The organism is Rhodobacter sp. 24-YEA-8, from assembly GCF_900105075.1.
Lineage (GTDB): Bacteria > Pseudomonadota > Alphaproteobacteria > Rhodobacterales > Rhodobacteraceae > Pseudogemmobacter.
Window position 1 is genome coordinate 2,799,874 of the sequence record NZ_FNSK01000001.1, and the last position, 20,127, is coordinate 2,820,000.

At 62.1% G+C, this 20,127-nt stretch carries 19 protein-coding genes, 2 tRNA genes, 2 rRNA genes and 1 riboswitch (1 of these 24 only partly in view); of the genes, 8 read left to right on the forward strand and 15 right to left on the reverse strand.

What is annotated here, in order from left to right; translation table 11 throughout:
• The first annotated feature begins 45 nt into the window (after positions 1 to 45).
• Positions 46 to 146: riboswitch (TPP riboswitch) on the forward strand.
• 46 nt (positions 147 to 192) lie between these two features.
• Genes thiB through BLW25_RS13610 form a run of 3 tightly spaced genes read left to right on the forward strand, consistent with a single transcriptional unit; the run spans position 193 to position 3,354 of the window.
• Complete coding sequence (thiB, locus tag BLW25_RS13600) at positions 193 to 1,167, forward strand: thiamine ABC transporter substrate binding subunit (protein WP_092902078.1); 975 nt, start codon at positions 193 to 195, stop codon at positions 1,165 to 1,167.
• Positions 1,143 to 2,669: a thiamine/thiamine pyrophosphate ABC transporter permease ThiP gene (locus tag BLW25_RS13605; protein ID WP_092899899.1), complete on the forward strand. Its 1,527-nt coding sequence runs from the start codon at positions 1,143 to 1,145 to the stop codon at positions 2,667 to 2,669. Before thiB ends, BLW25_RS13605 begins: the two co-directional genes overlap by 25 nt.
• The gene (locus BLW25_RS13610; protein ID WP_092899901.1) at positions 2,653 to 3,354 is read left to right on the forward strand and encodes a thiamine ABC transporter ATP-binding protein; all 702 of its coding nucleotides are present in this window, start codon (positions 2,653 to 2,655) and stop codon (positions 3,352 to 3,354) included. The genes BLW25_RS13605 and BLW25_RS13610 overlap by 17 nt, the downstream gene beginning before the upstream one ends.
• 63 nt (positions 3,355 to 3,417) lie before the next feature.
• Here BLW25_RS13610 and BLW25_RS13615 read toward each other — a convergent pair whose 3' ends face one another.
• The 7 genes from BLW25_RS13615 to BLW25_RS13645 form a co-directional block, all read right to left on the reverse strand.
• On the reverse strand, positions 3,418 to 4,209 hold the full coding sequence (locus tag BLW25_RS13615; RefSeq protein ID WP_092899903.1) for a cytochrome c1: 792 nt from the start codon (positions 4,207 to 4,209) through the stop codon (positions 3,418 to 3,420).
• A 20-nt stretch (positions 4,210 to 4,229) separates the two neighbouring features.
• Complete coding sequence (petB, locus tag BLW25_RS13620; RefSeq protein WP_092899905.1) at positions 4,230 to 5,543, reverse strand: cytochrome b; 1,314 nt, start codon at positions 5,541 to 5,543, stop codon at positions 4,230 to 4,232.
• A 10-nt stretch (positions 5,544 to 5,553) separates the two neighbouring features.
• Positions 5,554 to 6,120 carry a ubiquinol-cytochrome c reductase iron-sulfur subunit gene (gene petA / locus BLW25_RS13625; protein ID WP_092899907.1) on the reverse strand — a complete coding sequence of 189 codons (567 nt, stop codon included), beginning with the start codon at positions 6,118 to 6,120 and terminating at the stop codon, positions 5,554 to 5,556.
• Positions 6,121 to 6,313: 193 nt separating this feature from the next.
• Entirely contained in the window at positions 6,314 to 6,967 is a 654-nt protein-coding gene (locus tag BLW25_RS13630) for a glutathione S-transferase family protein (protein WP_394328435.1), read from the reverse strand.
• A complete protein-coding gene (locus tag BLW25_RS13635) occupies positions 6,964 to 7,266 on the reverse strand; it encodes a hypothetical protein (protein WP_092902081.1) in 303 nt (100 codons plus the stop codon). Before BLW25_RS13635 ends, BLW25_RS13630 begins: the two co-directional genes overlap by 4 nt.
• 161 nt (positions 7,267 to 7,427) lie before the next feature.
• Positions 7,428 to 7,553, reverse strand: coding sequence for a type B 50S ribosomal protein L36 (gene ykgO, locus BLW25_RS13640; protein WP_092899911.1), 126 nt, complete (start codon positions 7,551 to 7,553; stop codon positions 7,428 to 7,430).
• A gap of 77 nt (positions 7,554 to 7,630) precedes the next feature.
• Positions 7,631 to 7,705 (reverse strand) — tRNA-Val (locus BLW25_RS13645).
• A 229-nt stretch (positions 7,706 to 7,934) separates the two neighbouring features.
• On the opposite strand from BLW25_RS13645, the gene BLW25_RS13650 reads away from it, so the two are divergent.
• Entirely contained in the window at positions 7,935 to 8,831 is an 897-nt protein-coding gene (locus BLW25_RS13650; RefSeq protein WP_394328436.1) for an N-formylglutamate amidohydrolase, read from the forward strand.
• Between the two features lie 115 nt (positions 8,832 to 8,946).
• Here the strand turns inward: BLW25_RS13650 and BLW25_RS13655 are convergent, their stop codons facing one another.
• From BLW25_RS13655 to BLW25_RS13665, 3 genes are all read right to left on the reverse strand, one after another.
• Entirely contained in the window at positions 8,947 to 9,264 is a 318-nt protein-coding gene (locus BLW25_RS13655) for an H-NS histone family protein (protein ID WP_092899913.1), read from the reverse strand.
• Between the two features lie 67 nt (positions 9,265 to 9,331).
• A complete protein-coding gene (locus BLW25_RS13660) occupies positions 9,332 to 9,886 on the reverse strand; it encodes an ActR/PrrA/RegA family redox response regulator transcription factor (RefSeq protein ID WP_092899915.1) in 555 nt (184 codons plus the stop codon).
• A gap of 97 nt (positions 9,887 to 9,983) precedes the next feature.
• Positions 9,984 to 10,607 (reverse strand): SCO family protein, encoded by a 624-nt coding sequence (locus BLW25_RS13665; protein WP_092902087.1) that lies wholly within the window; start codon positions 10,605 to 10,607, stop codon positions 9,984 to 9,986.
• 127 nt (positions 10,608 to 10,734) lie between these two features.
• Here BLW25_RS13665 and regB point away from each other — a divergent pair, with 127 nt between their 5' ends.
• Together regB and BLW25_RS13675 are read left to right on the forward strand one after the other, a co-directional pair.
• A complete protein-coding gene (regB, locus tag BLW25_RS13670; protein WP_092899917.1) occupies positions 10,735 to 12,123 on the forward strand; it encodes a sensor histidine kinase RegB in 1,389 nt (462 codons plus the stop codon).
• Positions 12,124 to 12,207: 84 nt separating this feature from the next.
• Positions 12,208 to 13,848, forward strand: a complete 1,641-nt coding sequence (locus BLW25_RS13675; protein ID WP_253188457.1) for a PAS domain-containing protein — start codon at positions 12,208 to 12,210, stop codon at positions 13,846 to 13,848.
• 607 nt (positions 13,849 to 14,455) lie between these two features.
• Here BLW25_RS13675 and BLW25_RS13680 read toward each other — a convergent pair.
• Complete coding sequence (locus BLW25_RS13680) at positions 14,456 to 15,328, reverse strand: DUF481 domain-containing protein (protein WP_092899921.1); 873 nt, start codon at positions 15,326 to 15,328, stop codon at positions 14,456 to 14,458.
• 212 nt (positions 15,329 to 15,540) lie between these two features.
• Entirely contained in the window at positions 15,541 to 16,479 is a 939-nt protein-coding gene (locus BLW25_RS13685) for a LysR family transcriptional regulator (protein ID WP_349306278.1), read from the reverse strand.
• 190 nt (positions 16,480 to 16,669) lie between these two features.
• On the opposite strand from BLW25_RS13685, the gene BLW25_RS13690 reads away from it, so the two are divergent.
• Both BLW25_RS13690 and BLW25_RS13695 read left to right on the forward strand, forming a co-directional pair.
• Positions 16,670 to 16,996, forward strand: coding sequence for a hypothetical protein (locus BLW25_RS13690; protein WP_092899925.1), 327 nt, complete (start codon positions 16,670 to 16,672; stop codon positions 16,994 to 16,996).
• 68 nt (positions 16,997 to 17,064) lie between these two features.
• Positions 17,065 to 17,364: an SH3 domain-containing protein gene (locus BLW25_RS13695; RefSeq protein WP_092899927.1), complete on the forward strand. Its 300-nt coding sequence runs from the start codon at positions 17,065 to 17,067 to the stop codon at positions 17,362 to 17,364.
• Between the two features lie 324 nt (positions 17,365 to 17,688).
• On the opposite strand, the gene BLW25_RS13700 is transcribed toward BLW25_RS13695, so the two are convergent.
• The 3 genes from BLW25_RS13700 to BLW25_RS13710 form a co-directional block, all read right to left on the reverse strand.
• Positions 17,689 to 17,765, reverse strand: a tRNA-Met gene (locus BLW25_RS13700).
• An 81-nt stretch (positions 17,766 to 17,846) separates the two neighbouring features.
• Positions 17,847 to 17,961: ribosomal RNA gene (rrf, locus tag BLW25_RS13705) — 5S ribosomal RNA — on the reverse strand.
• Positions 17,962 to 18,087: 126 nt separating this feature from the next.
• Positions 18,088 to 20,127 (reverse strand): 23S ribosomal RNA (locus tag BLW25_RS13710); it runs 797 nt beyond the window's last position.

Here is a 20,127-nt window from a genome sequence, read left to right on the forward strand (position 1 = left end):
CCGCCCCCGCCACCCCTTGCGCCGCACCGGCAATCCCCTATGCTCCACCCTACCTCGGGGTGCCCGTCACGGGCTGAGATGCGTCATGCGGACCCGTTGAACCTGAACCGGCTCATACCGGCGGAGGGAAGGTGCATCGGATCCCCCCTTGCGCATCGCCCCCGTCGCAACAGGAGGACCTCCATGCGCCCGATGCGCCCCTTCCTTGCGGCATGTCTCGCTTCCCTGCCCCTGGCAGCAGCGGCCGAGACGCCCGTGCTCACCGTCATGACCTATGACAGTTTCACTACCGAATGGGGCCCCGGCCCGGCGGTGGAAAAAGCGTTTGAAGAAGTCTGCGGCTGCGATCTGCGCTTTATCACCGGCGGCGACGGTGCGGCCCTGCTGGCCCGCCTCCAGCTTGAGGGCGCCGCCACCGAGGCGGATGTGGTCCTTGGTCTTGACAACAACCTGACCGCCCAGGCGCGCGCGACCGGACTTTTCGCCCCGCATGGAGAGACGGCCCCGAGCGGCCTGCCGGTCGCGTTTGAGGATGATCTTTTCCTGCCCTGGGACTGGGGCTGGTTCGCCTTTGTCTATGACCGCACGAAAACCGCGATGCCGCCTGAGGACTTTCGCGCCCTTGGCGACAGCGATCTGAAGATCGTGATCCAGGATCCGCGCTCCTCTACCCCGGGCCTTGGCCTGCTGATGTGGGTCAAGGCAGCATATGGTGACCGCGCTCCCGAGATCTGGGCCGGCCTTTCCGACAATATCCTGACCGTGACACCCGGCTGGTCCGAGGCTTACGGCCTCTTCCTCGAGGGCGAGGCAGATATGGTTCTCTCCTATACCACATCGCCCGCCTATCACCGTCTGGCCGAAAAAGATGACAGCAAGGACTGGGCCGAATTTGCCGAGGGCCATTATCTGCAGATCGAGGTTGCGGGCATTCTCGCCGCATCGAAACAGCCGGAACTTGCAAAGGATTTCATCGCCTTCACCCAGTCGCCGGCCTTCCAGTCGGTGATCCCCGAGACAAACTGGATGTATCCTGCGACCGAGATCGCGCTGCCCGAAGGGTTCGAGACCCATCGTCCGGCGAAATCGCTGCTGCTGACGGCCGATGAGGCGCTGGAGGCGCGGAGCCCCGCGCTGGCGGAATGGCAATCCTCGCTCGGGCAGTAATCCTTACCGCCGCGCTCCTGGTCACCGCGCCTCTGGCGGCGGTGGCCTTCAGGGCGGGCGGCCTGCGGCTCAGCATGCCCGACCTTGCGGCGCTGCGTTTTACCCTGTTGCAGGCCGGGCTTTCAGCGCTGATCTCGGTCGCGCTGGCGGTGCCGGTGGCCCGCGCACTGGCGCGGCGGCGCTTTCCCTTGCGGGGCCTTCTGATCACCCTGATGGGGGCGCCGTTCCTTCTGCCGGTGATCGTCGCGGTGATCGGTCTGATCACGGTTTTTGGCCGCTCGGGCTGGGTCAATAGCGGACTTGCCGCGCTCGGCCTGCCCGGGTTCAGCATTTACGGGTTGCATGGCGTGGTCATCGCGCATGTCTTCCTGAACCTGCCGCTGGCGGTGCGGATGATCCTTCAGTCCTGGCTTTCCGTGCCATCCGAGCGCTTCCGACTGGCGGCCTCGCTGGGCTTTGGCCCGCGCGACATCGCGCGACATATCGAGCGCCCGATGCTGATCTCGGTGCTGCCCGGTGCGCTGGCGACCGTTTTTGCGATCTGCCTGACCTCTTTCGCCGTGGCGCTGACGCTGGGCGGTGGCCCGCGGGCAACCACGCTCGAGCTGGCGATCTACCAGGCGATCCGGTTCGAATTCGATCTTGGCCATGCGGCGGGATTGTCGCTGATCCAGACCGGAATCGGCGCGCTGGCCGCCCTGCTGGCCTGGCGGCTTGCATCCGCGCCAGGTTTCGGCGCGGGCCTTGACCGGGCGCTGCCGCTGCTGGCCCCACCGGGCTGGCGGCGCCTTGCAGATGCGGTCTGGCTTTTGCTGGCGGCGGCTTTCCTCCTTCTGCCACTTCTCGCGCTGATCCTTCGCGGGCTGCCGGGGCTGGCGGAACTGCCGCCCAGCCTCTGGGGGGCCTCGCTGCGCTCGGTTCTGGTTGCCCTGATCTCAACCCTGGTGACGGTGGCGGCGGGGCTGGTCCTTGCGCTGGCGGTGGCCCGGAGCGGCGCGCGGGGGATGGAGCTGACCGCCGTGCTGCCGCTGGCGGCCTCGGGGCTGGTGCTCGGGACCGGGCTGTTCCTGATCGCACGGCCCTTTGCCTCGCCCGGGCAGCTGGCGCTGCCGGTGACGGTGCTGGTCAATGCGCTGATGGCGCTGCCCTTCGTCTACCGGCTGCTGATCACCGATGCCCGCGCGCTGGAGGCGGATTACGGCCGCCTTGCCGCCTCGCTGGATCTGAGCGGGCTGGCGCGGCTGCGTTATCTGACTTTGCCCCGGCTGGCGCGCCCGCTGGGCTTTGCTGCCGGGGTGGCGGCGGCTTTGTCGATGGGCGATCTGGGCGTGATCGCGCTTTTCGCCAGTGGCCAGGAGGCGACATTGCCGCTTCTGGTGCAGCAGCTGATGGGCGCCTACCGGACCGAGGCGGCGGCAGCGGCGGCGCTGGTGCTGATCACGCTCAGCTTCGGGCTGTTCTGGATTTTCGATGCGGGAGGGCGGCATGTTCAGGCTCGATAACCTGGTTCTGGAGCAGGACGGTTTCCGGCTGTCTGCGGACTGGCAGGCAGAGCCGGGGGCGAAGATCGCAGTGATCGGGCCTTCGGGGGCAGGGAAAAGCTCGCTTCTGGCGGCGATTGCCGGCTTCTATGCGCCGGCCTCGGGCCGGATCTGGCTCGATGGGCGCGATCTGACCGGACTGCCGCCGGGGGAGCGGCCGCTCTCGATCCTGTTTCAGGATCAGAACCTGTTTCCGCATCTGAGCGTGGCGCAAAATCTCGGACTCGGGATCCGGCCGGATCTGCGTCTGGCTCCACCGGATCACGCACGGGTGGCGGAGGCGCTGGAACGGGTCGGACTGGCGGGGCTTGGCGCGCGCAAACCGGCGCAGCTATCGGGCGGTCAGGCGAGCCGGGCGGCGCTGGCGCGGGTGCTTCTTCGCGCGCGACCGCTTTTGCTGCTGGACGAGCCCTTTGCCGCGCTTGGACCGGCTTTGAAGAGCGAGATGCTGGCTTTGCTGACCGAGGTTGCCGGAGAGACCGGTGCCACCGTGCTGATGGTGACGCATGAGCCCCGCGACGCCTTGGATTTTGCCGGGCAGACGGTGCTGGTGGCAAATGGCACAGCGGCGCCGCCGGTTGCGACGGGGCCCTTGCTGGCCGATCCGCCACCCGCCCTGGCGGCCTATCTTGGGCTGAAGAGCTAAAAGGAAAAGCCCCGCCTGAGGGGCGGGGCTTTAAACCTGTTCTTTTCGGAACCTCCCCTGCCCTCAGGCAGTGAATTCCTTGCCTTTGACGCGCGCCCAGATCTTCTTGTTGGTCAGATAGAGGAGCGCCGAAAGAAGGATCAGGAAGGTCACCGCGACGAAGCCCGCTTTCTTGCGGTCCATCATCTTGGGCTCTGCCGACCACATCAGATAGGCCGAAACATCCATCGACATCGCGTCGATGCTTGCGGGGCTGCCATCTTCAAAAGTGATCTGATCTTCGGTCAGCGGCGGCGGCATGGCGATCCAGCCGCCGGGGAAGGCGTGGTTTTCGTAGAAGGTCGTGCCGGCTTCTTCCTTGGTCTCGCCGGTATAGCCGGTGAGGATCGCATGGATATATTCCGGGCCGCCGATACCGCGCAGGAGCTGGTTGATCCCGGTGCCTTCCGGCCCGTGGAACCCCGCGCGGGCCTTGGCCATCAGCGAGAGATCCGGACCCATACCTTCGCCCGAACGCGCCGGGAAGTTGTCGGTCCATTCGCGCGGACGGGTGGTGCCATCGGGCAGGTCGATCTCTTCGAGGCCCGCGGCATAGGCGCGGACCTGATCAGCCGGGAGATGCGGGCCGCCATCATCTGCAAGGCTGCGGATCGGAACGAATTTCGCCCCGTGGCAGGCCGAGCAGACTTCGGTGAAGACCTGGAGACCGCGCTGCAGCTGCAACTGGTCATAGGTGCCGAACGGGCCTTCAAACGAGAAGTCCACGTCCTCGATATGGCCGGCATCGCCAGCTGCCAGCGCTGCGCCCGTCAGGGCGAGCGAGGTGGCGGCAGAAAGAATGATCTTGCGGAACATTTTGCGTCAGATCCTTTTCTTCACTCAGCCGCGTGCGGGTAGTGGGATTTGAAGTCTTCCTCGATCGTCGCCGGTTGCGGCAGCGGCTTTTCGATGATGCCAAGCAGCGGCAGGATCACGAGGAAATAGGCGAACCAATAGGCCGCACCGATCAGCGAGATCGTGGCATAGGGCTCTTCTGCGGGCATAGCACCGGCCCACATCAGCACCACGAAATCGACAGCAAGCAGCGCGAACCACCATTTGAACATCGGACGATAGCGCCCCGAACGCACCGAAGAGGTGTCGAGCCAGGGAACAATCGCCATGACCGCGATCGCGCCGAACATCGCCAGCACGCCGAAGAACTTGGCGTCGACGATACCGAAGGTCACCCATTCCGCCGCAATCACGATCCAGACATCGGCAGTGAAGGCCCGCAGGATCGCGTAGAAGGGCAGGAAGTACCATTCCGGCACGATATGGGCAGGCGTGGAAAGCGGGTTCGCCTCGACATAGTTGTCGGGGTGGCCAAGGAAGTTCGGCATGAAGCCGACAATCGCGAAGAACACCACCAGGATCACGGCCAGCGCGAAAAGGTCCTTGATGACGTAATAGGGCCAGAAGGGAACCGTGTCTTTCTCGGCATTGGCCTTGCTGTCGCGACGGACCTCAACACCCGTGGGGTTGTTGTTGCCGGTGTGGTGGAAAGCCCAGATGTGAAGGATCACAAGGCCTGCAATCACGAAAGGCAGCAGGTAATGCAGCGAGAAGAAGCGGTTCAGGGTCGGGTTGTCGACCGCCGGGCCGCCAAGAAGCAGCGTCTGGATCGGTTCGCCGATGCCCGGGATCGCGCCGAAGAGGCCGGTGATCACGGTCGCGCCCCAGAAGGACATCTGGCCCCAGGGCAGAACATAGCCCATGAACGCCGTGCCCATCATCATGAGATAGATCAGCATCCCGATGATCCAGGTCACTTCGCGCGGGGCTTTGTAGCTGCCGTAATAGAGGCCGCGGAAGATGTGCAGATAGACGGCGAAGAAGAACAGCGAGGCGCCGTTCGCGTGCAGATAGCGGATCATATGCCCGCCATTCACGTCGCGCATGATGCGCTCGACCGATGAGAAGGCGAGGCTGACATGCGGCGTGTAATGCATCGCAAGGATGATGCCGGTCACGATCTGCAGCGCCAGACAGAATGCGAGGACAATGCCCCAGATCCACATCCAGTTCAGGTTTTTCGGGGTAGGCACCATCAGCGTGTCATAGACCAGGCCAACGATCGGCAGCCGCTTGTGCAGCCACTTCTCGGGGGCGGTCTTCGGTTCGTAATGGTCGTGCGGAATACCGGCCATGTTGCGTTCCTCAGCCCAGCAGGATCGTGGTTTCGTCGGTGAACTGAGCCACCGGCACTTCGAGGTTCCGGGGGGCCGGACCTTTGCGGATACGGCCAGCCGTATCATAGTGAGACCCGTGGCACGGGCAGAACCAGCCGCCGAATTCACCGGCGCCATTGCCCAGAGGCACACAGCCCAGATGGGTGCAGACGCCCATCATCACCAGCCATTCGCCGGCTTCGTCCAGCGAGCGGTTCTGGTCCGAGGCATCGGTACCCGGCTTGTTCTTATTTTCTGAATTGCGGTCAATGAGCGAAGCATCATCGCCGGAAACGGCGCGGGCTGCTTCGATTTCTTCGGCGGTGCGACGACGAATGAAAACCGGCTTACCGCGCCATTTCACCGTCAGCTGCGAGCCAACGGCCACATTCGTCACATCGACATAGATCGAGGCGAGCGCACGCGTATCGGCCGAGGGGTTCATCTGGTTGACGAGCGGCCAAGCGGCGGCTCCGGCCGCAACTGCTCCGGCGCCTGCGGTGGCGTAATACAGGAAGTCGCGGCGGCTGCCTGCGTGATCATCTGCTTGGGACACGAGTTCCTCTCCCTGGCATGGCCGCGCGCGGCCAGATATTTGTGCGGGGGCAGACGGATTCCCGGCTGCCCTGACGGGCGCGGTTGTAAACAAGCCGTGATAGATCGTCCAGCGAACAATCCGACGCAATCGCCATCAAATTCAAGGATAAAGGCGATTGATGCGAACATGCCGCAGGCACTGTGGCCCGCACCTACCCCTTCGGGACGGTTTCCAGCATCGACGGACGCGCCGCAAATCCGGCCTCCCAGGCCGCGAGTCCGGGGCGTCCGGCCCGCCAGTCCCGCGCAGCAAGGCGGAAATCGACATAGCCAAGGGCCACGCCAAGCGCGATCTGTCCCGCCGTCAGCCCGCCCTGCAAATCCGAAAGGCGCGCGGCCTCGACCAGATCCAGCGCCCGGGCGATTTTGAGCCATTGCCCTTCGATCCAGGGGGTAAAACGGCTTTCCTCGGGGCGCAGCCGTGCCTCATAGACCATCAGCAGCGCAGCATCGAGAATGCCATCGGCCAGTGCCTCCAGCGTCAGCACCGGCCAGAGCGCATCACCCTGCGGGTAGAAGCCACTGCCGGCATAAGCATCAAGCCAGCGCGTGATCACCCGGCTGTCAAACAGCGCCTCGCCCGAAGGTGTCACCAGCGCGGGCACCTTGCCCAGCGGGTTGACCGCAGCCACCGCCGGCAAGGCCGATTCCACCGGGGTAGATGACGCCTGAATCATCGCAATCAGCCCCAGCCCGGCCTCGATTGCCATGACCTGCACCTTGCGCACATAGGGCGAGGTCGGTCCGCCATAAAGCAGAAGCCCTTTGCCCGTTTTGCCTTCGGGCCCCGCTTTTCCGCCCGTCACTGCCGTCGCTCCCTGAATCGCAGCCTCGCGATAAGGCCAGCGTCGATTTCCCATTCCCGGCCGCGAAAACCGATGATCCGCTTCAGCCGAAGGCTGGCATTTTGCTGCCGCGCCTCCGGAAAAGCGCCACTCGCCGTCCGGTGCAGAAAAAGCCCTTCGTCAAGATCATCCAGCGCGTCCTCGGCGCGCTGATCGCGCCGCCCTTCCCCGGCCCGCAGACCCGCCCATCTCGCAAAGCCATAGCCTGCCACAGCGGCCAGACCGATTCGCAACGCCAGCGGAACAAAAGGCAGGGGCATGGCAATCTCCACCAGAAGGACAGGTGCCGGGTATCGTCACCGGCCAGACTGGTGCGGGTGATTCGCAGTGTCAACCGCAGCGGCGGTCAGATGCGCCGGAAATGGAAAAGGCCGCTTCGGTTTCCCGAAGCGGCCCTGTATCCGTCAGCTGGAAGCTGCACTCAGCCCTGGCGGGCCTTGTAGCGACGCTGCGTCTTGTTGATCACATAGATCCGGCCCTTGCGGCGCACGACCTGGCAATCGCGGTGACGCGTCTTCAGCGAGCGGAGCGAATTGGCAACCTTCATGGCTGTCTCCTGTCCTTCGCGGCGCATCACGCGCCTGATTAACCCGTGCCCCGGGTATGACCCCAAAAGCGATGAAATGGTGGGCGGTACTGGGATCGAACCAGTGGCCACTACGATGTCAACGTAGTGCTCTACCGCTGAGCTAACCGCCCACTCTGACCTACACTCTGCCCGCGCTCCCTCTGGCAAACCATCAGGGCGCGGCTGACCGCGTCGGCGTGGAGGGGTCTATACTCAACCCATATCCTGGCCGCAAGGGGTTTCGGAACGAAGAATTATGACGTTATATCGCAGGATACCGCCAGGAAGAGGAAATCCCGCCCTGATTTTCAGCCGGGACTTCTGCCGCGCCAGCCTGTCCCTGCTTGTACCGAGGCCATTTTGCAAGGAATCACCTCCTCCGACGCGTATATTCTGCACCGGCCCGGGCAACAGACCTGTCCGGTTGTTTTTTCCTCGCCACATTCGGGGCGCATCTATCCGCCCGATTTTTTGCATGTCAGCGCACTGGACAGCCATGCGATCCGCTCTTCCGAGGATGCGTTCATTGACCAGCTGTTCGGCGCCGCACCGGCGCTTGGCGCGCCCCTGCTTGCCGCCCGGGCACCGCGCGCCTTTGTCGATCTCAACCGGGGCCCGGATGAGCTGGACCCGGCGGTGATCGAAGGGGTGGAGCGGCCGGCACATAATCCGCGCATCTCTTCGGGCCTCGGGGTGATTCCCCGCGTGGTGGCGGGCGGGCGGCATATCTATCGCGGCAAAATGGCCCGCCCCGAGGCCGAGGCGCGGCTGCAGAGCTTCTGGCATCCCTGGCATGATGCGCTGCGCGGGCTGATCGAAGAGACCCGCGAGACCTTTGGCAGGGCGGTGCTGTTTGACTGCCATTCGATGCCGCATGAGGCGGCAGATCTGCAATCGCGGGGCGGCCAGCCCGGGCCACAAATCGTGCTGGGGGATCGCTTCGGCGCCAGTGCAGGCCGGGACGTGGTCGATCAGATCGCCGGCGCCTTCGAGGCCGCTGGCCTGCGCGTCAGCCGCAATATGCCCTTTGCCGGCGCCTATATCACCCAGGCCTATGGCCGGCCCTCGCGCAATGTTCACGCCGTCCAGATCGAGATCGACCGCCAGCTTTACATGGATGAAGCGCGAATCGAGCCGCATGGGGGGTTCGAAGGGTTTCGCCAGCTGATCACCGGGGTCATTGCCGAAGTGACCGGGGCAGATGTCCTCGCCGCCGGGCTGATGACCGGCAGCCGGCCCCCACTCGCGGCGGAATAAACACGAGCGGTGCAGCGGGCAGAGAAGGGCTCAGTCCTCTCCTGCCCGCCATACCTGTCGCGCAGTCAGGCGCTGCCCGTCGCTGAACGGGCAATAGCACCACCGGAAATCCGGCTCAGATCAGCAGGTCAGATTCGGACTTGCCCGAAGCCAGCGCCTCGGCATACCAGCGCGGCTTGCGGCCACGACCGGACCAGGTGTCTGCCGGATTGGCCGGATTGGCATATTTGGCGCCAACCAGCGCCCGCTTGCGCGGAGCCGCCGTCCCGGTCAGTTCCGCCAGCGATGCAAAACCGAGCTCGCGCGCGGTTTCGTCCAGCTTTGCCAGCGCTTCTTTCTTGCGACGATCCTCAAAAGTCGAAATGGCTTTGCCGACTTTCGCCTGCAGCGATTTCAGATCTTTCAGATCAAGGGAATTGAGATCGAGTTCCATTCAGTGCTCCTGATACTCATCATGAGCCTTCCCTATTGCAAATAAATGCGGGCCGCAATTAAAGCCTTCAGCGTGGACTACGTTTTGCAAGAATCCGCTGCAAAGTGCGGCGATGCATGTTCAGCCTGCGTGCCGTTTCGGAAACATTACGGTCACACATTTCATAAACGCGCTGGATATGTTCCCAGCGAACCCGGTCCGCCGACATCGGATTTTCCGGCGGCGGCGGCAAAGCCTCGCCTTTGGCCAGAAGCGCATTTGTGACATCATCCGCATCAGCCGGTTTCGACAGATAGTCCAGCGCGCCGATTTTCACCGCCGCCACCGCCGTTGCAATCGCACCATAGCCGGTCAGCACCACGATCCGGCAATCGGGCCGCTTTTCACGCAGCGTCTCCACCACATCGAGCCCATTGCCATCCTCAAGCCGCAGATCAACCACCGCATAGGCCGGCGGGCGGGTCTGGGCGATCTGGCGGCCCACAGCAACGCTTTCCGCCGTCTCGGGCTGGAAGCCACGCTTTTCCATTGCCCTGGCGAGACGTTTGACGAACAGCTCGTCATCATCGACCAGCAAAAGGGTCCGATCCGGCCCCAGCTCGGCATTCAGATCTCCGGACATTCGCTATCTCTCCTGACGGGTGCCTGACCCGAATGCCAGACCCGGAGAGGCTTCCCCGGTCTGGCAGAATTTACGGTTCTGGACGGCCGGGGTCAATTCAGCCCGTTACATCCAGCATACATCCGACGCCTTTGGCGATCTGTTCTGGTGTCGCATCGCGGCGGTAAAAATCGGCAAAACCGATACCGGGCAACATCAGATAGGTAAAGGCCGAATGGTCAACCATATAGAAATCATCGGTGGCCGGCTGGTGGTTATAATAAACGCGATACGCCTTTGCCGCGGCGTCAATCTGTTCCGGAGTGCCCGTCAGACCAATCGCCGTTTCGCTGAAAGCCTCTGCGTAATCGCCCACAACCTGAGGTGTATCCCGCCCGGGATCGACCGTGACGAAAACCAGCCCGACATCGCGACCCGCATCCTTCAGCAAATCCAGGGCCTCGGCATTACGCGACATATCGAAGGGGCAGACATCGGGGCAGAATGTATAGCCGAAATAAACCAGTGTCGGCCGGGTGATCACCTCTTTATCGGTCACCTCAGTGCCGGTTTTGTCGAGAAGCGTAAACGGCCCGCCAATATCTGCGCCGCCGACATTCCCTTCGCGGCATTGCGCCAGCGGATCGGCGTTGCTTTGGCCGGCAAAGAACAGATAGCCCGCCGTCCCCCCTATCAGGGCGGCCAGCAGCCCCGCCGCTCCGATTGCGTAAATCCTGTTCATCGCCTTCTCCGCTTTTGTCACCAGGAGGGCCCCGCCCGGAGCCTCCTGCGCTATCCAGTTGCCCCATTGATCCCCTGAAGCGCGGGCCGTAACAAGGCATAACGATACGAGTAAAGGCGCATTCACAATGCGACAAATCGCGGGCTTTGGCTTTGTCGCCGGAACAGGTGCGGCAGACCGCGTCTGGCTCAGGACGCTGATCCTCATCCGCTGGCTGGCGATCTGCGGCCAGCTTGCGGCCATCTCGCTTGCCGATCTGTGGTTCGGGATCGCGCTGCCGCTGGGGCTTTGCCTGCTCGCCATCGGGGCCTCGGTCATCGTCAATCTGATCGTGACCTTCATCTTCCCAGGCAACCGAAGGCTGAGCGAAACCGGCGCGCTCCTGTCACTGCTGTTTGACCTCTGCCAGCTGGGGTTTCTGGTCTTTGTCACCGGCGGGCTGACCAATCCTTTCGCCCTTTTGTTCATAGCACCTGTCACCATTTCGGCCTCGGTTCTCGGGATCGGCCCGACGCTGATCCTCGGCACCGCCTCGATTGCGATGGTCTCGGGCCTCGCGGTGGTGAATATGCCGATCACGCTTGCCGGTGGCATCACGCTGACCATCCCGCGGCTTTTCACCTTTGGTTTCTGGGCGGCCATTGTGGTCGGCATCGTCTTTCTCGGCGTCTATGCCCGCCGCGTCGCACGCGAAAGCCGGGCGCTCTCAGATGCGCTGTTGGCCACCCAGATGGCGCTCGCGCGCGAACAGAAGCTGACCGATCTTGGCGGCGTGGTCGCAGCGGCGGCACATGAGCTCGGGACGCCGCTGGCGACGATCAAACTGGTCTCAGCCGAGATGATGGATGAACTCTCGGGCCAGCCCGAGCTGCTGGCGGATGCAAAGCTGATCCGCGAACAGGCCGACCGCTGCCGCGACATCCTGCATGGCATGGGGCGGGCCGGCAAAGATGATCTCCAGCTGCGTCAGGCGCCCCTTTCGACCCTGCTGCGCGAGGCCGCAGAGCCGCATATCAACCGCGGCAAAGAGCTGGTATTCGAACCCGGCCCCGCCAGCGGCGCCCTGCGGGAACCCATGGTGCGCCGCAGCCCGGAAACCATCCACGGGTTGCGCAACCTGATCCAGAATGCGGTTGATTTCGCGGCAGGTCATGTCTGGATCCAGTATGACTGGAGCGGCGACCATATCACATTGCGCATCGTCGATGACGGTCCGGGCTATCCCCCCAATGTGATCAACCGGATCGGCGATCCCTTTGTGCGTTCGCGCCGTAACGAGCAGGATCTGAGCCGGCGCCCGGAATATGAGGGGATGGGTCTTGGCCTGTTCATCGCCAAAACGCTGCTGGAGCGCACCGGCGCAAGCCTGACCTTCGCAAATGCCCATGATCCTTTCCTGCCCGATGCCGACCGCCAGGAACGGTCAGGCGCGCTGGTCGGGGTCCGCTGGCGCAAGGCCGATCTTCTCGCTTCAGACATCGCGCCAGGCGCCGCCAATGCGCAGATCGAAATCTGACGGCGGCACGATTCAGCATTAACCCGCAATTAACGCATCGCAAATTAACCTCTTCACCGGAACGTGAAGCTGTGGGCTGATTGCATGCCGGGTATGGAAGCGGACTGGATATTCGCAAGCGGGCTGGTGATCACTGCAGCCCTGATCGCACTCGCCTGCCTTCTCGTGATGGCGGCAGTGCAGTCGCGCAGCCCGGCCGCAGCCTCGGTCTTTGCATCTGTCCTGCCTGAAACCGTGTTCATTTTTGATGGTGAGGCGCTGGTCGATGCCACCCCGCCGGCCCGCGCCCTGATGGCGACCGGGATCGAATCCGGCGGCCCCTGGTTCCGGGCGCTCTCACGGCTGGAGCCGATGTTCCCCGGGCTCTGGACGCGGCTGGAAGGATTGCAGCGTGAGGGGCGTTTCGTGCTCTGCTCGCGCGAGGATGTCAGCCCGCCGCTGGTGCTGCGCGCCGAATATCTGGGCGGTCTGACACGGCTGACCCTTGTCGATGGCGAGGGCGAGGCCGCCCGACCGGGTTCTGATGGCCTGGCGGAACTTGCGCTGCGCGATGAGCTGGCCGGACTGCATGACACGCTTTCGCGCGCGCCGCTGCCGATCTGGCGCGAAACGGCGGATGGCGAGGTGATCTGGGCCAATGGCCCCTATCTTGCAGCGGCGGCCGAACGGCTGGAACCCGGCAAAGAACTCGCCTGGCCGCTCCCCGCGATCTTTCCGCGCAAACCGGATGACCCTGAAGCCGTATCTGCCAAAGCCAGCACCCTTGCCACGAAGTCACGGGGCTTGCCCGACGCGACCCGGGCCTCGCTGACGCTGGGCGAAACGGTCCGGTGGTATGATGTCCTGTCACGCCCCCTGCCCGGGCGGGGCAGCAATGCGGGGCGTCTGTGCTATGCCCTGCCTGCCGACGGGCTGGTCGCGGCGGAAAACAGCCTGCGTGACTTTACTCAGACCCTCGCCAAGACCTTCGCGCAGCTGCCGATTGGCCTCGCGATTTTCGACAAATCGCGGGTTTTGCAGATGTTCAACCCCGCGATGCTGGATCTGACCGGCCTACCGGTGGAATTCCTGATCGCGCGCCCCAGCCTGCCGGCGCTGCTCGACGCATTGCGCGAACGCTCGATGCTGCCGGAGCCGAAGGATTACCGTTCCTGGCGGCGCCAGATGGCCGAGATGGAGAAAGCCGCCGCTGAAGGTCTGTTCGAGGAAACCTGGGCCCTGCCATCGGGCCGCACCTGGCGGGTCACCGGGCGCCCGCATCCCAATGGCGCGCTGGCCTTCATGCTGGAAGATATCTCGACCGAAATGACCCGCACCCGCCGCTACCGTGCAGATCTGGAACTCGGCCAGGCGGTGATCGACGGGTTGCCGGATGCGGTCGTGGTCTTCGCCCAGGATGGCTCTGTCGCAATGGCCAATTTGGCTGCGGCCCGCCTCTGGGGGCAAAGCCCGCTGGACGGTCCGGATAACAGCAGCGGCGGCAAGGCAATCCATTTCTGGCGCGAAAAAACCGCCCCGACACTCTTGTGGAATGATCTTGAAGAGTTCATCGGCCTGTTCGGCACCCGCGAGCCCTGGGACGGCGATCTGCGCATGACTGACGGCCGCGCCTTTTCCTGCCGCGTCGCACCAATGCCGCATGGCGCAACGCTTGTCACATTCCGCCAGTCAGAACCCGCCGCCACGGGGGAAACCGGTGGCTCCCGCGCCATGCTGATTGCCTGAGCTATCCCTGTGCCGCCCCGGGCAGGACTGGCGGGCGTCACTGATTGCGGAAAGATGCCCCGTCCTTGCCTGAATACTCCCCATCAGGATGGCCGCAATCGCCACGAAGCCTCGATCCGGCCAATCCGACCAGGACCCGACCAGCAGGTGGGGGTGAGCCCATCGTCTCGCCGGAACGTGGACTGACGGCGCCTCCTTCGCGCGGTTCGGTCCGTTTACGAGGGTATCAGGCGACGATTCGCGGTCTGCCCCGACAAAACTCCACCCTGCCTGGACAGCAGAAGCGCCAGGAACCCAAAGCCATCAGTCATATGATGAGTTTTGCGATCCCCGGGGCCAAGGGCGGAGGTGTATGGAAACAGCCTGTCGGTGGAGCAACACCCACGCATTGCTGCAGCCGGGCCGCGCCGCCCTGACGTGCGACGCACAGACAGGATGCCCGCGCTCCCACTGCGAGGCCCGGCGCTCATGTCCCCTTGGCGGCGAGTCTACGCGAGCCCGGGCACAGATGCGCGACAGCGATACCGCCGTGTAAATAAGGCAGCGGCGGCCTTGTTACAGGCCGCCGCCCGGGAGGGGATCGCCCCTCCCATTCCCGTCAAAGGGCTCAGAAACCGAAGACCAGCGACAGGCCGAGTTTGTTATCCGTGCGGATTGCGCGGCTGTCATTGTATTCGGTCAGGTAGCTGACCCGGGTCGAGATCGCGTCAGTTACCTTGAAGTTGATGCCGAGATCGTTGTTCGCCCGCAGTGCGGTGTCCGAATTCAGCACGTCGGTGTCATTGGTGAAGAACACGTTGTCGTTGATCTTGTAGTAGAAGCGCGACGACGCGATGTAGCCGGTCTCGGTGGTCGACTCCCCCAGACCATTCTTCAGATAGCTGACACCGATACCAGCCTGAACGCGCCAGGCCATGTCGGTTTCGTTGATGATCCGGTAACCAGGACCCACGCCAAGGAAAGCGTCCCGTTGGGTCTGGCCACGCAGCTGTTCGGTATCGCTGATCGCGTCTGCGCGCTGTTCATCCGTCAGGCGGTCGGCGAGACCGTCCGACACAACCCGACCCAGCACGAAGCCGTAGAAACGGTCATCGAAGGAATAGGTCGCGTCATAGATACCGAAGACATCACGCTTGGTCGATTTGTTGTCGGCCTCGGAATAGTCGATCACCGCGCCGATGGTCTGGCTGAAGGCACCGGCGCCGTGGCGAAGACGCAGACCGACGGTCAGGTCCTGCGATTCATTGTTACCGGTCTTGCCGGAGTAGCCGATCGAGGCCGAGCCCGAAAAGCCCTGACGGAAATCCGGGCTGCCGAAACGGGCATTATCCTCGGCGCGGGCCATGTCGCGGGCAACATCGCGCTCAACATCCTCGATCTGGTCATCAAGCGATGAAATTCCGACGATGTCAGTCTGAGCGAAGGCAGGCGCCGTCAGTCCGAGCGCCAGGATGGCTGAAGTCAGATAGAGCGATTTCATGGCAATTCCTTTCACGGGTTACGTCCGTCCCAGGTCAGGGGCGGTTGGTAAGAAGGAATTGGCTGTTTTGCCGGGAATCGGAACATTCAGGAAACTTGAGCCATCCCCGAGAATTACTCGTGGAACCAGATCCTTTCTGACGAAACGGCGATGCCCGGGGGGTAAGAGCGATTTTTTGTCCTTTTATCTCAGTCAGATACAATGAACACTGTTCACATCTGGCGCAGCGCGAGCACTTCGGCATTGGTGTCTGACGCCCGGCTGGCGGATTCCAGCAGTGTTTCCTTTGCAACAGCGAGCAGCTTCTCGCCGAGGTCATCGCGCCACAACGACCAGACCGGAAGCTGGAAGACCGGCGCATTTGCCACCACATGCAGCTGCGCGAGGTCAAGAAAACGCTTGGCATGCCGGGCGGGAAGATAGGCCGCAAAGGGCCGTGTCTGGATAAAGAGGGCGGCCAGCGAGCCGAAGGCCAGTTGCAGACGTGTGCCATGCAGCGACGGAAGCGCCTCTTCGTGAAAGCGCATGAACTCGGGCCCCCAATCCACCAGCGCATAGTCTTCGTCCAGATCCGCAACCGTCAGCCCCTGGCGCGAAGAGACCAGCACCAGCTGGTCCTCAAGCAGTTGCTCGGCATGGATCCCGGGCCGGTTTGCGACCGAATAGGACAGGGCGACATCAATCCCCCCCTGCAACAGGTTCTGAGTCAGCGTCTCTGCCCGCGCCATCTCTGCCCGCAAAGCAATTTCGGGCAGGCGGGCGCGCAGCAGATCCAGCCAGCCAAATCCGAGGCGCGGCCAGAGCGAGGGTTCCGAGCCAATCACCAGACGCAGTCCTTCTTCACCAGAGGCCGAGACCCGCAGCCGGGCCTGTTCCCAGTTGCGCAGGATTGCGATGGCAAACCCCCGAAACTCACGACCGGCCGCCGTCAGCGCCACGCCGTCTTTGGACCGGGAGAAAAGCGGGCGGCCCAACTGCTCTTCGAGCCGCTGGATCCGCAGACTGACCGCCGATTGCGTGACAAAAAGACGCTCCGAGGCGGCGGCGAAAGATCCGGTTTCCGCCGTTTCCATAAAGGTTCGGACAAGTTGCAGTTCGATGGCCTGATCCTCCGCGCTGACACGAGACCCACTCGCCCCGCGAGAATTCAGATGTCAACGGACAGGCCGCCAGCACAGGTGCCACCATGCGGGATCTCGCCCGAAAGGCAAGTCGATCATATCCTGACATATCCCCGGGGCGGCGCGATTTCCCCCGCCGGACGGGTGGCGGGCCAGAAGGCCTGGAAGAACGCGGGGTGCTGATCGCCGCCGATAGCGGCAACCCCGGCATGGCGCTCGCGTGTCGATCATGATACCCGTGCCGCTCAACAAGAAGGCGAGCAGTATAGTGCCTCAGGACGAGCAGAGCTTTATCCGGCTGGACGATGATGACATCCGTTACCTCAGCATTCAGCTGCGGGGCGTTAAGCAGGCGCGCGTGCGCTTTCTGACTGCCACGCCCGAGTTTCAGCTTGAGGTGATCGAGGTGCTTCTGGCGCTTGGCGTCTCGGCAACGGCCGAGAGGCTCTCCCAGATCGCGCCCTATCCGAAACGAAGATTCGGGATCCGCTATAAGGGCGATACCGCTATCATCACCGTGGCTCAGGACGCGCTGCTTCTGGGGTGATGCCTTTGGGGCCTGTCGGGGCAGGTCCCGCCGCCACAAGCGGGTCAACACCAGCGCAGGAGAATCAGATGCGCAATACTATCTCACTGATTGCGGCCGCTGTGCTTTTCCCGATCACCCTCATGTCACCGGTGCAGGCCGGTGTTGCCGGAGAGTATGAGGTTGTCGGGGTTGAAGCCGAAGATATGCTGAAAATGCGCACCGGACCTGGGATTGGCTACAACATCATCCTCGGCTTGCCGAATGGCACACTGGTCAGGGTTCACAGCTGCGAGCAGAGCGGCAGCACACGCTGGTGCAAGGTCTCACTCAAGCAAGCCCGCGCGCTGAAGGGCTACGTCTCCGCATCCTACCTGCGGAAACTGTGATCTCGCGCCGTTCTGAGGCCATCGGTTATGTTCTGGCCCCTGAGAACTTAATTGTTTGAAGCTGGATTTTCCTGGCAGGGAGTAGAGCTGAAGCCGATTAAGGTATCGAAGTTCGCTGCGGCGCCAAAGGCGTTCCTCCTGAACTAAGGCTTGCGATCCATCTTCACGGCGCCTTGGCGAGCCTGTTGCGGCTGGCCTGCGCATGAGGTTGTGGACGCGGCAGCTCAAATTCAAAAGGCCCCGCGGAAAGCGGGGCGTGGGGTGTCAAACAGTTCCCATTCAGCGGACGCCAATTTGCAAACCACTGATATCTATCATTATTTTTGGTTGCGGGGACAGGATTTGAACCTGTGACCTTCAGGTTATGAGCCTGACGAGCTACCTGGCTGCTCCACCCCGCGTCTGTTGCCTTTTTGGCGCCCCATCCGGGTTATTTGGAGGGGTTTATTTTCATCGTATTGGAGAGAGAAGTCTCTGATCAGGTTTGGCGGTTACCTACTCTCCCACGTCTTGAGACGCAGTACCATTGGCGTAGAGGCCCTTAACGGCCGAGTTCGGGATGGGATCGGGTGTTTAGCCACCACTATGACCACCAAACCGGAACAGAGACTTGCCAGTATTGACTGGCGAACATCGATGTATTGTTCAGGTCTGTGCGACTTTTGGTGCTTGTATATGGCTGTCTGTCGGTGAGCTAAGGTTTTTGCCTTGCTTTTACCGGATCAAATCAAGCCAATCGGGCAATTAGTACCAGTCAGCTGAATGCGTTACCGCACTTACACCTCTGGCCTATCGACGTGGTGGTCTACCACGGCCCTCAAGGGAGGCCTAGTTTTGAAGGGGGCTTCACGCTTAGATGCCTTCAGCGTTTATCCTGTCCGAACATAGCTACCCTGCACTACCGTTGGCACGATAACAGGTCCACCAGTGGTTCGTTCAACCCGGTCCTCTCGTACTAGGGTCAACTCTTCTCAAGCCTCCTGCACCCACGGCAGATAGGGACCGAACTGTCTCACGACGTTCTAAACCCAGCTCACGTACCTCTTTAAACGGCGAACAGCCGTACCCTTGGGACCTGCTCCGGCCCCAGGATGAGATGAGCCGACATCGAGGTGCCAAACGATGCCGTCGATATGGACTCTTGGGCATCATCAGCCTGTTATCCCCAGAGTACCTTTTATCCGTTGAGCGATGGCCCTCCCACTTGGGACCACCGGATCACTATGGCCGACTTTCGTCTCTGCTCGACTTGTCAGTCTCGCAGTCAGGCTGGCTTCTGCCATTGCACTCAACGACCGATTTCCGACCGGTCTGAGCCAACCTTCGCGCGCCTCCGTTACGATTTGGGAGGCGACCGCCCCAGTCAAACTCCCCACCATGCAGGGTCCCGGACCCGGATAACGGGCCGCGGTTAGACATCAAGAAGGCGAAGGGTGGTATCTCAAGGATGGCTCCACTCAGACTGGCGTCCAAGTTTCAATGCCTACCACCTATCCTGCACATCACATTCCTGATGCCAATGCAAAGCTAGAGTAAAGGTTCATGGGGTCTTTCCGTCTAACCGCGGGTAGTGTGCATCTTGACACACAGTTCAATTTCGCTGAGTCCACGTTTGAGACAGCGGGGAGATCGTTACGCCATTCGTGCAGGTCGGAACTTACCCGACAAGGAATTTCGCTACCTTAGGACCGTTATAGTTACGGCCGCCGTTTACCGGGGCTTCAATTCAGAGCTTGCACCCCTCCTTTTAACCTTCCGGCACCGGGCAGGCGTCAGACCCTATACGTCGTCTTACGACTTCGCAGAGCCCTGTGTTTTAAGTAAACAGTCGCCACCCCCTGGATTGTGCCCCCCGCCCATACTTGCGTACAGACGGGGCTCCCTTCTCGCGAACTTACGGGAGCATTTTGCCGAGTTCCTTAAACGTGGTTCTCTCAAGCGCCTTGGTATACTCTACCTGTCCACCTGTGTCGGTTTAGGGTACGGTCTGATGGAGGGCTATTTCCAGGAACCTCTGAACGGCCTTCCCAATCCGATAAGGGAAGACAATCTTCGAGATCCGTCACATCCTCCTGGCCACGGAATATTAACCGTGTTCCCATCGACTACGCCTTTCGGCCTCGCCTTAGGGGCCGGCTTACCCTGCTCAGATTAGCTTTAAGCAGGAACCCTTGGACTTTCGGCGAGAGGGTCTCTCACCCTCTTTGTCGCTACTCATGTCAACATTCTCACTTCTGATCTCTCCACCGGATGCCTTACAGCCCGGCTTCACAGAAAGAACAGTGTCTCTGCGTTGGTCCCATAAGGATCAACAAGAGACAGCGTTCTATATCACAGAACGCTCCGCTACCACGCACATCGCTGTGCATCCCGAGCTTCGGCTCATGGCTTGAGCCCCGATACATCTTCGCCGCAAGACAGCTTATCTAGACCAGTGAGCTGTTACGCTATCTTTAAAGGATGGCTGCTTCTAAGCCAACCTCCTGGTTGTTTTGGCCGTCTCACATGCTTTCCCACTTAGCCATGAATTAGGGGCCTTAGCTGCAGGTCAGGGTTGTTTCCCTCTTCACGACGGACGTTAGCACCCGCCGTGTGTCTCCCGGATATTACTCATCGGTATTCGGAGTTTGGTTAGGCTCAGTAAGTCTGTGGGACCCCATTGCCCATCCAGTGCTCTACCCCCGATGGTATTCGTCCGAGGCGCTACCTAAATAGCTTTCGCGGAGAACCAGCTATCTCCAGGTTTGATTAGCCTTTCACCCC

Excerpts from the sequence above, each read along its gene's own strand:
- BLW25_RS13660 (WP_092899915.1), bottom strand. The coding sequence starts at position 9,886 with ATGTCCGGAGATCTGAATGCCGAGCTGGGGCCGGATCGGACCCTTTTG.
- BLW25_RS13635 (WP_092902081.1), bottom strand. The coding sequence starts at position 7,266 with ATGCCCCTGCCTTTTGTTCCGCTGGCGTTGCGAATCGGTCTGGCCGCT.
- petB (WP_092899905.1), bottom strand. The coding sequence starts at position 5,543 with ATGGCCGGTATTCCGCACGACCATTACGAACCGAAGACCGCCCCCGAG.
- BLW25_RS13665 (WP_092902087.1), bottom strand. The coding sequence starts at position 10,607 with ATGAACAGGATTTACGCAATCGGAGCGGCGGGGCTGCTGGCCGCCCTG.
- BLW25_RS13680 (WP_092899921.1), bottom strand. The coding sequence starts at position 15,328 with ATGAAATCGCTCTATCTGACTTCAGCCATCCTGGCGCTCGGACTGACG.
- BLW25_RS13615 (WP_092899903.1), bottom strand. The coding sequence starts at position 4,209 with ATGTTCCGCAAGATCATTCTTTCTGCCGCCACCTCGCTCGCCCTGACG.
- BLW25_RS13675 (WP_253188457.1), top strand. The coding sequence starts at position 12,208 with ATGCCGGGTATGGAAGCGGACTGGATATTCGCAAGCGGGCTGGTGATC.
- thiB (WP_092902078.1), top strand. The coding sequence starts at position 193 with ATGCGCCCCTTCCTTGCGGCATGTCTCGCTTCCCTGCCCCTGGCAGCA.
- BLW25_RS13610 (WP_092899901.1), top strand. The coding sequence starts at position 2,653 with ATGTTCAGGCTCGATAACCTGGTTCTGGAGCAGGACGGTTTCCGGCTG.
- BLW25_RS13695 (WP_092899927.1), top strand. The coding sequence starts at position 17,065 with ATGCGCAATACTATCTCACTGATTGCGGCCGCTGTGCTTTTCCCGATC.
- regB (WP_092899917.1), top strand. The coding sequence starts at position 10,735 with ATGCGACAAATCGCGGGCTTTGGCTTTGTCGCCGGAACAGGTGCGGCA.
- BLW25_RS13655 (WP_092899913.1), bottom strand. The coding sequence starts at position 9,264 with ATGGAACTCGATCTCAATTCCCTTGATCTGAAAGATCTGAAATCGCTG.
- BLW25_RS13605 (WP_092899899.1), top strand. The coding sequence starts at position 1,143 with ATGGCAATCCTCGCTCGGGCAGTAATCCTTACCGCCGCGCTCCTGGTC.
- ykgO (WP_092899911.1), bottom strand. The coding sequence starts at position 7,553 with ATGAAGGTTGCCAATTCGCTCCGCTCGCTGAAGACGCGTCACCGCGAT.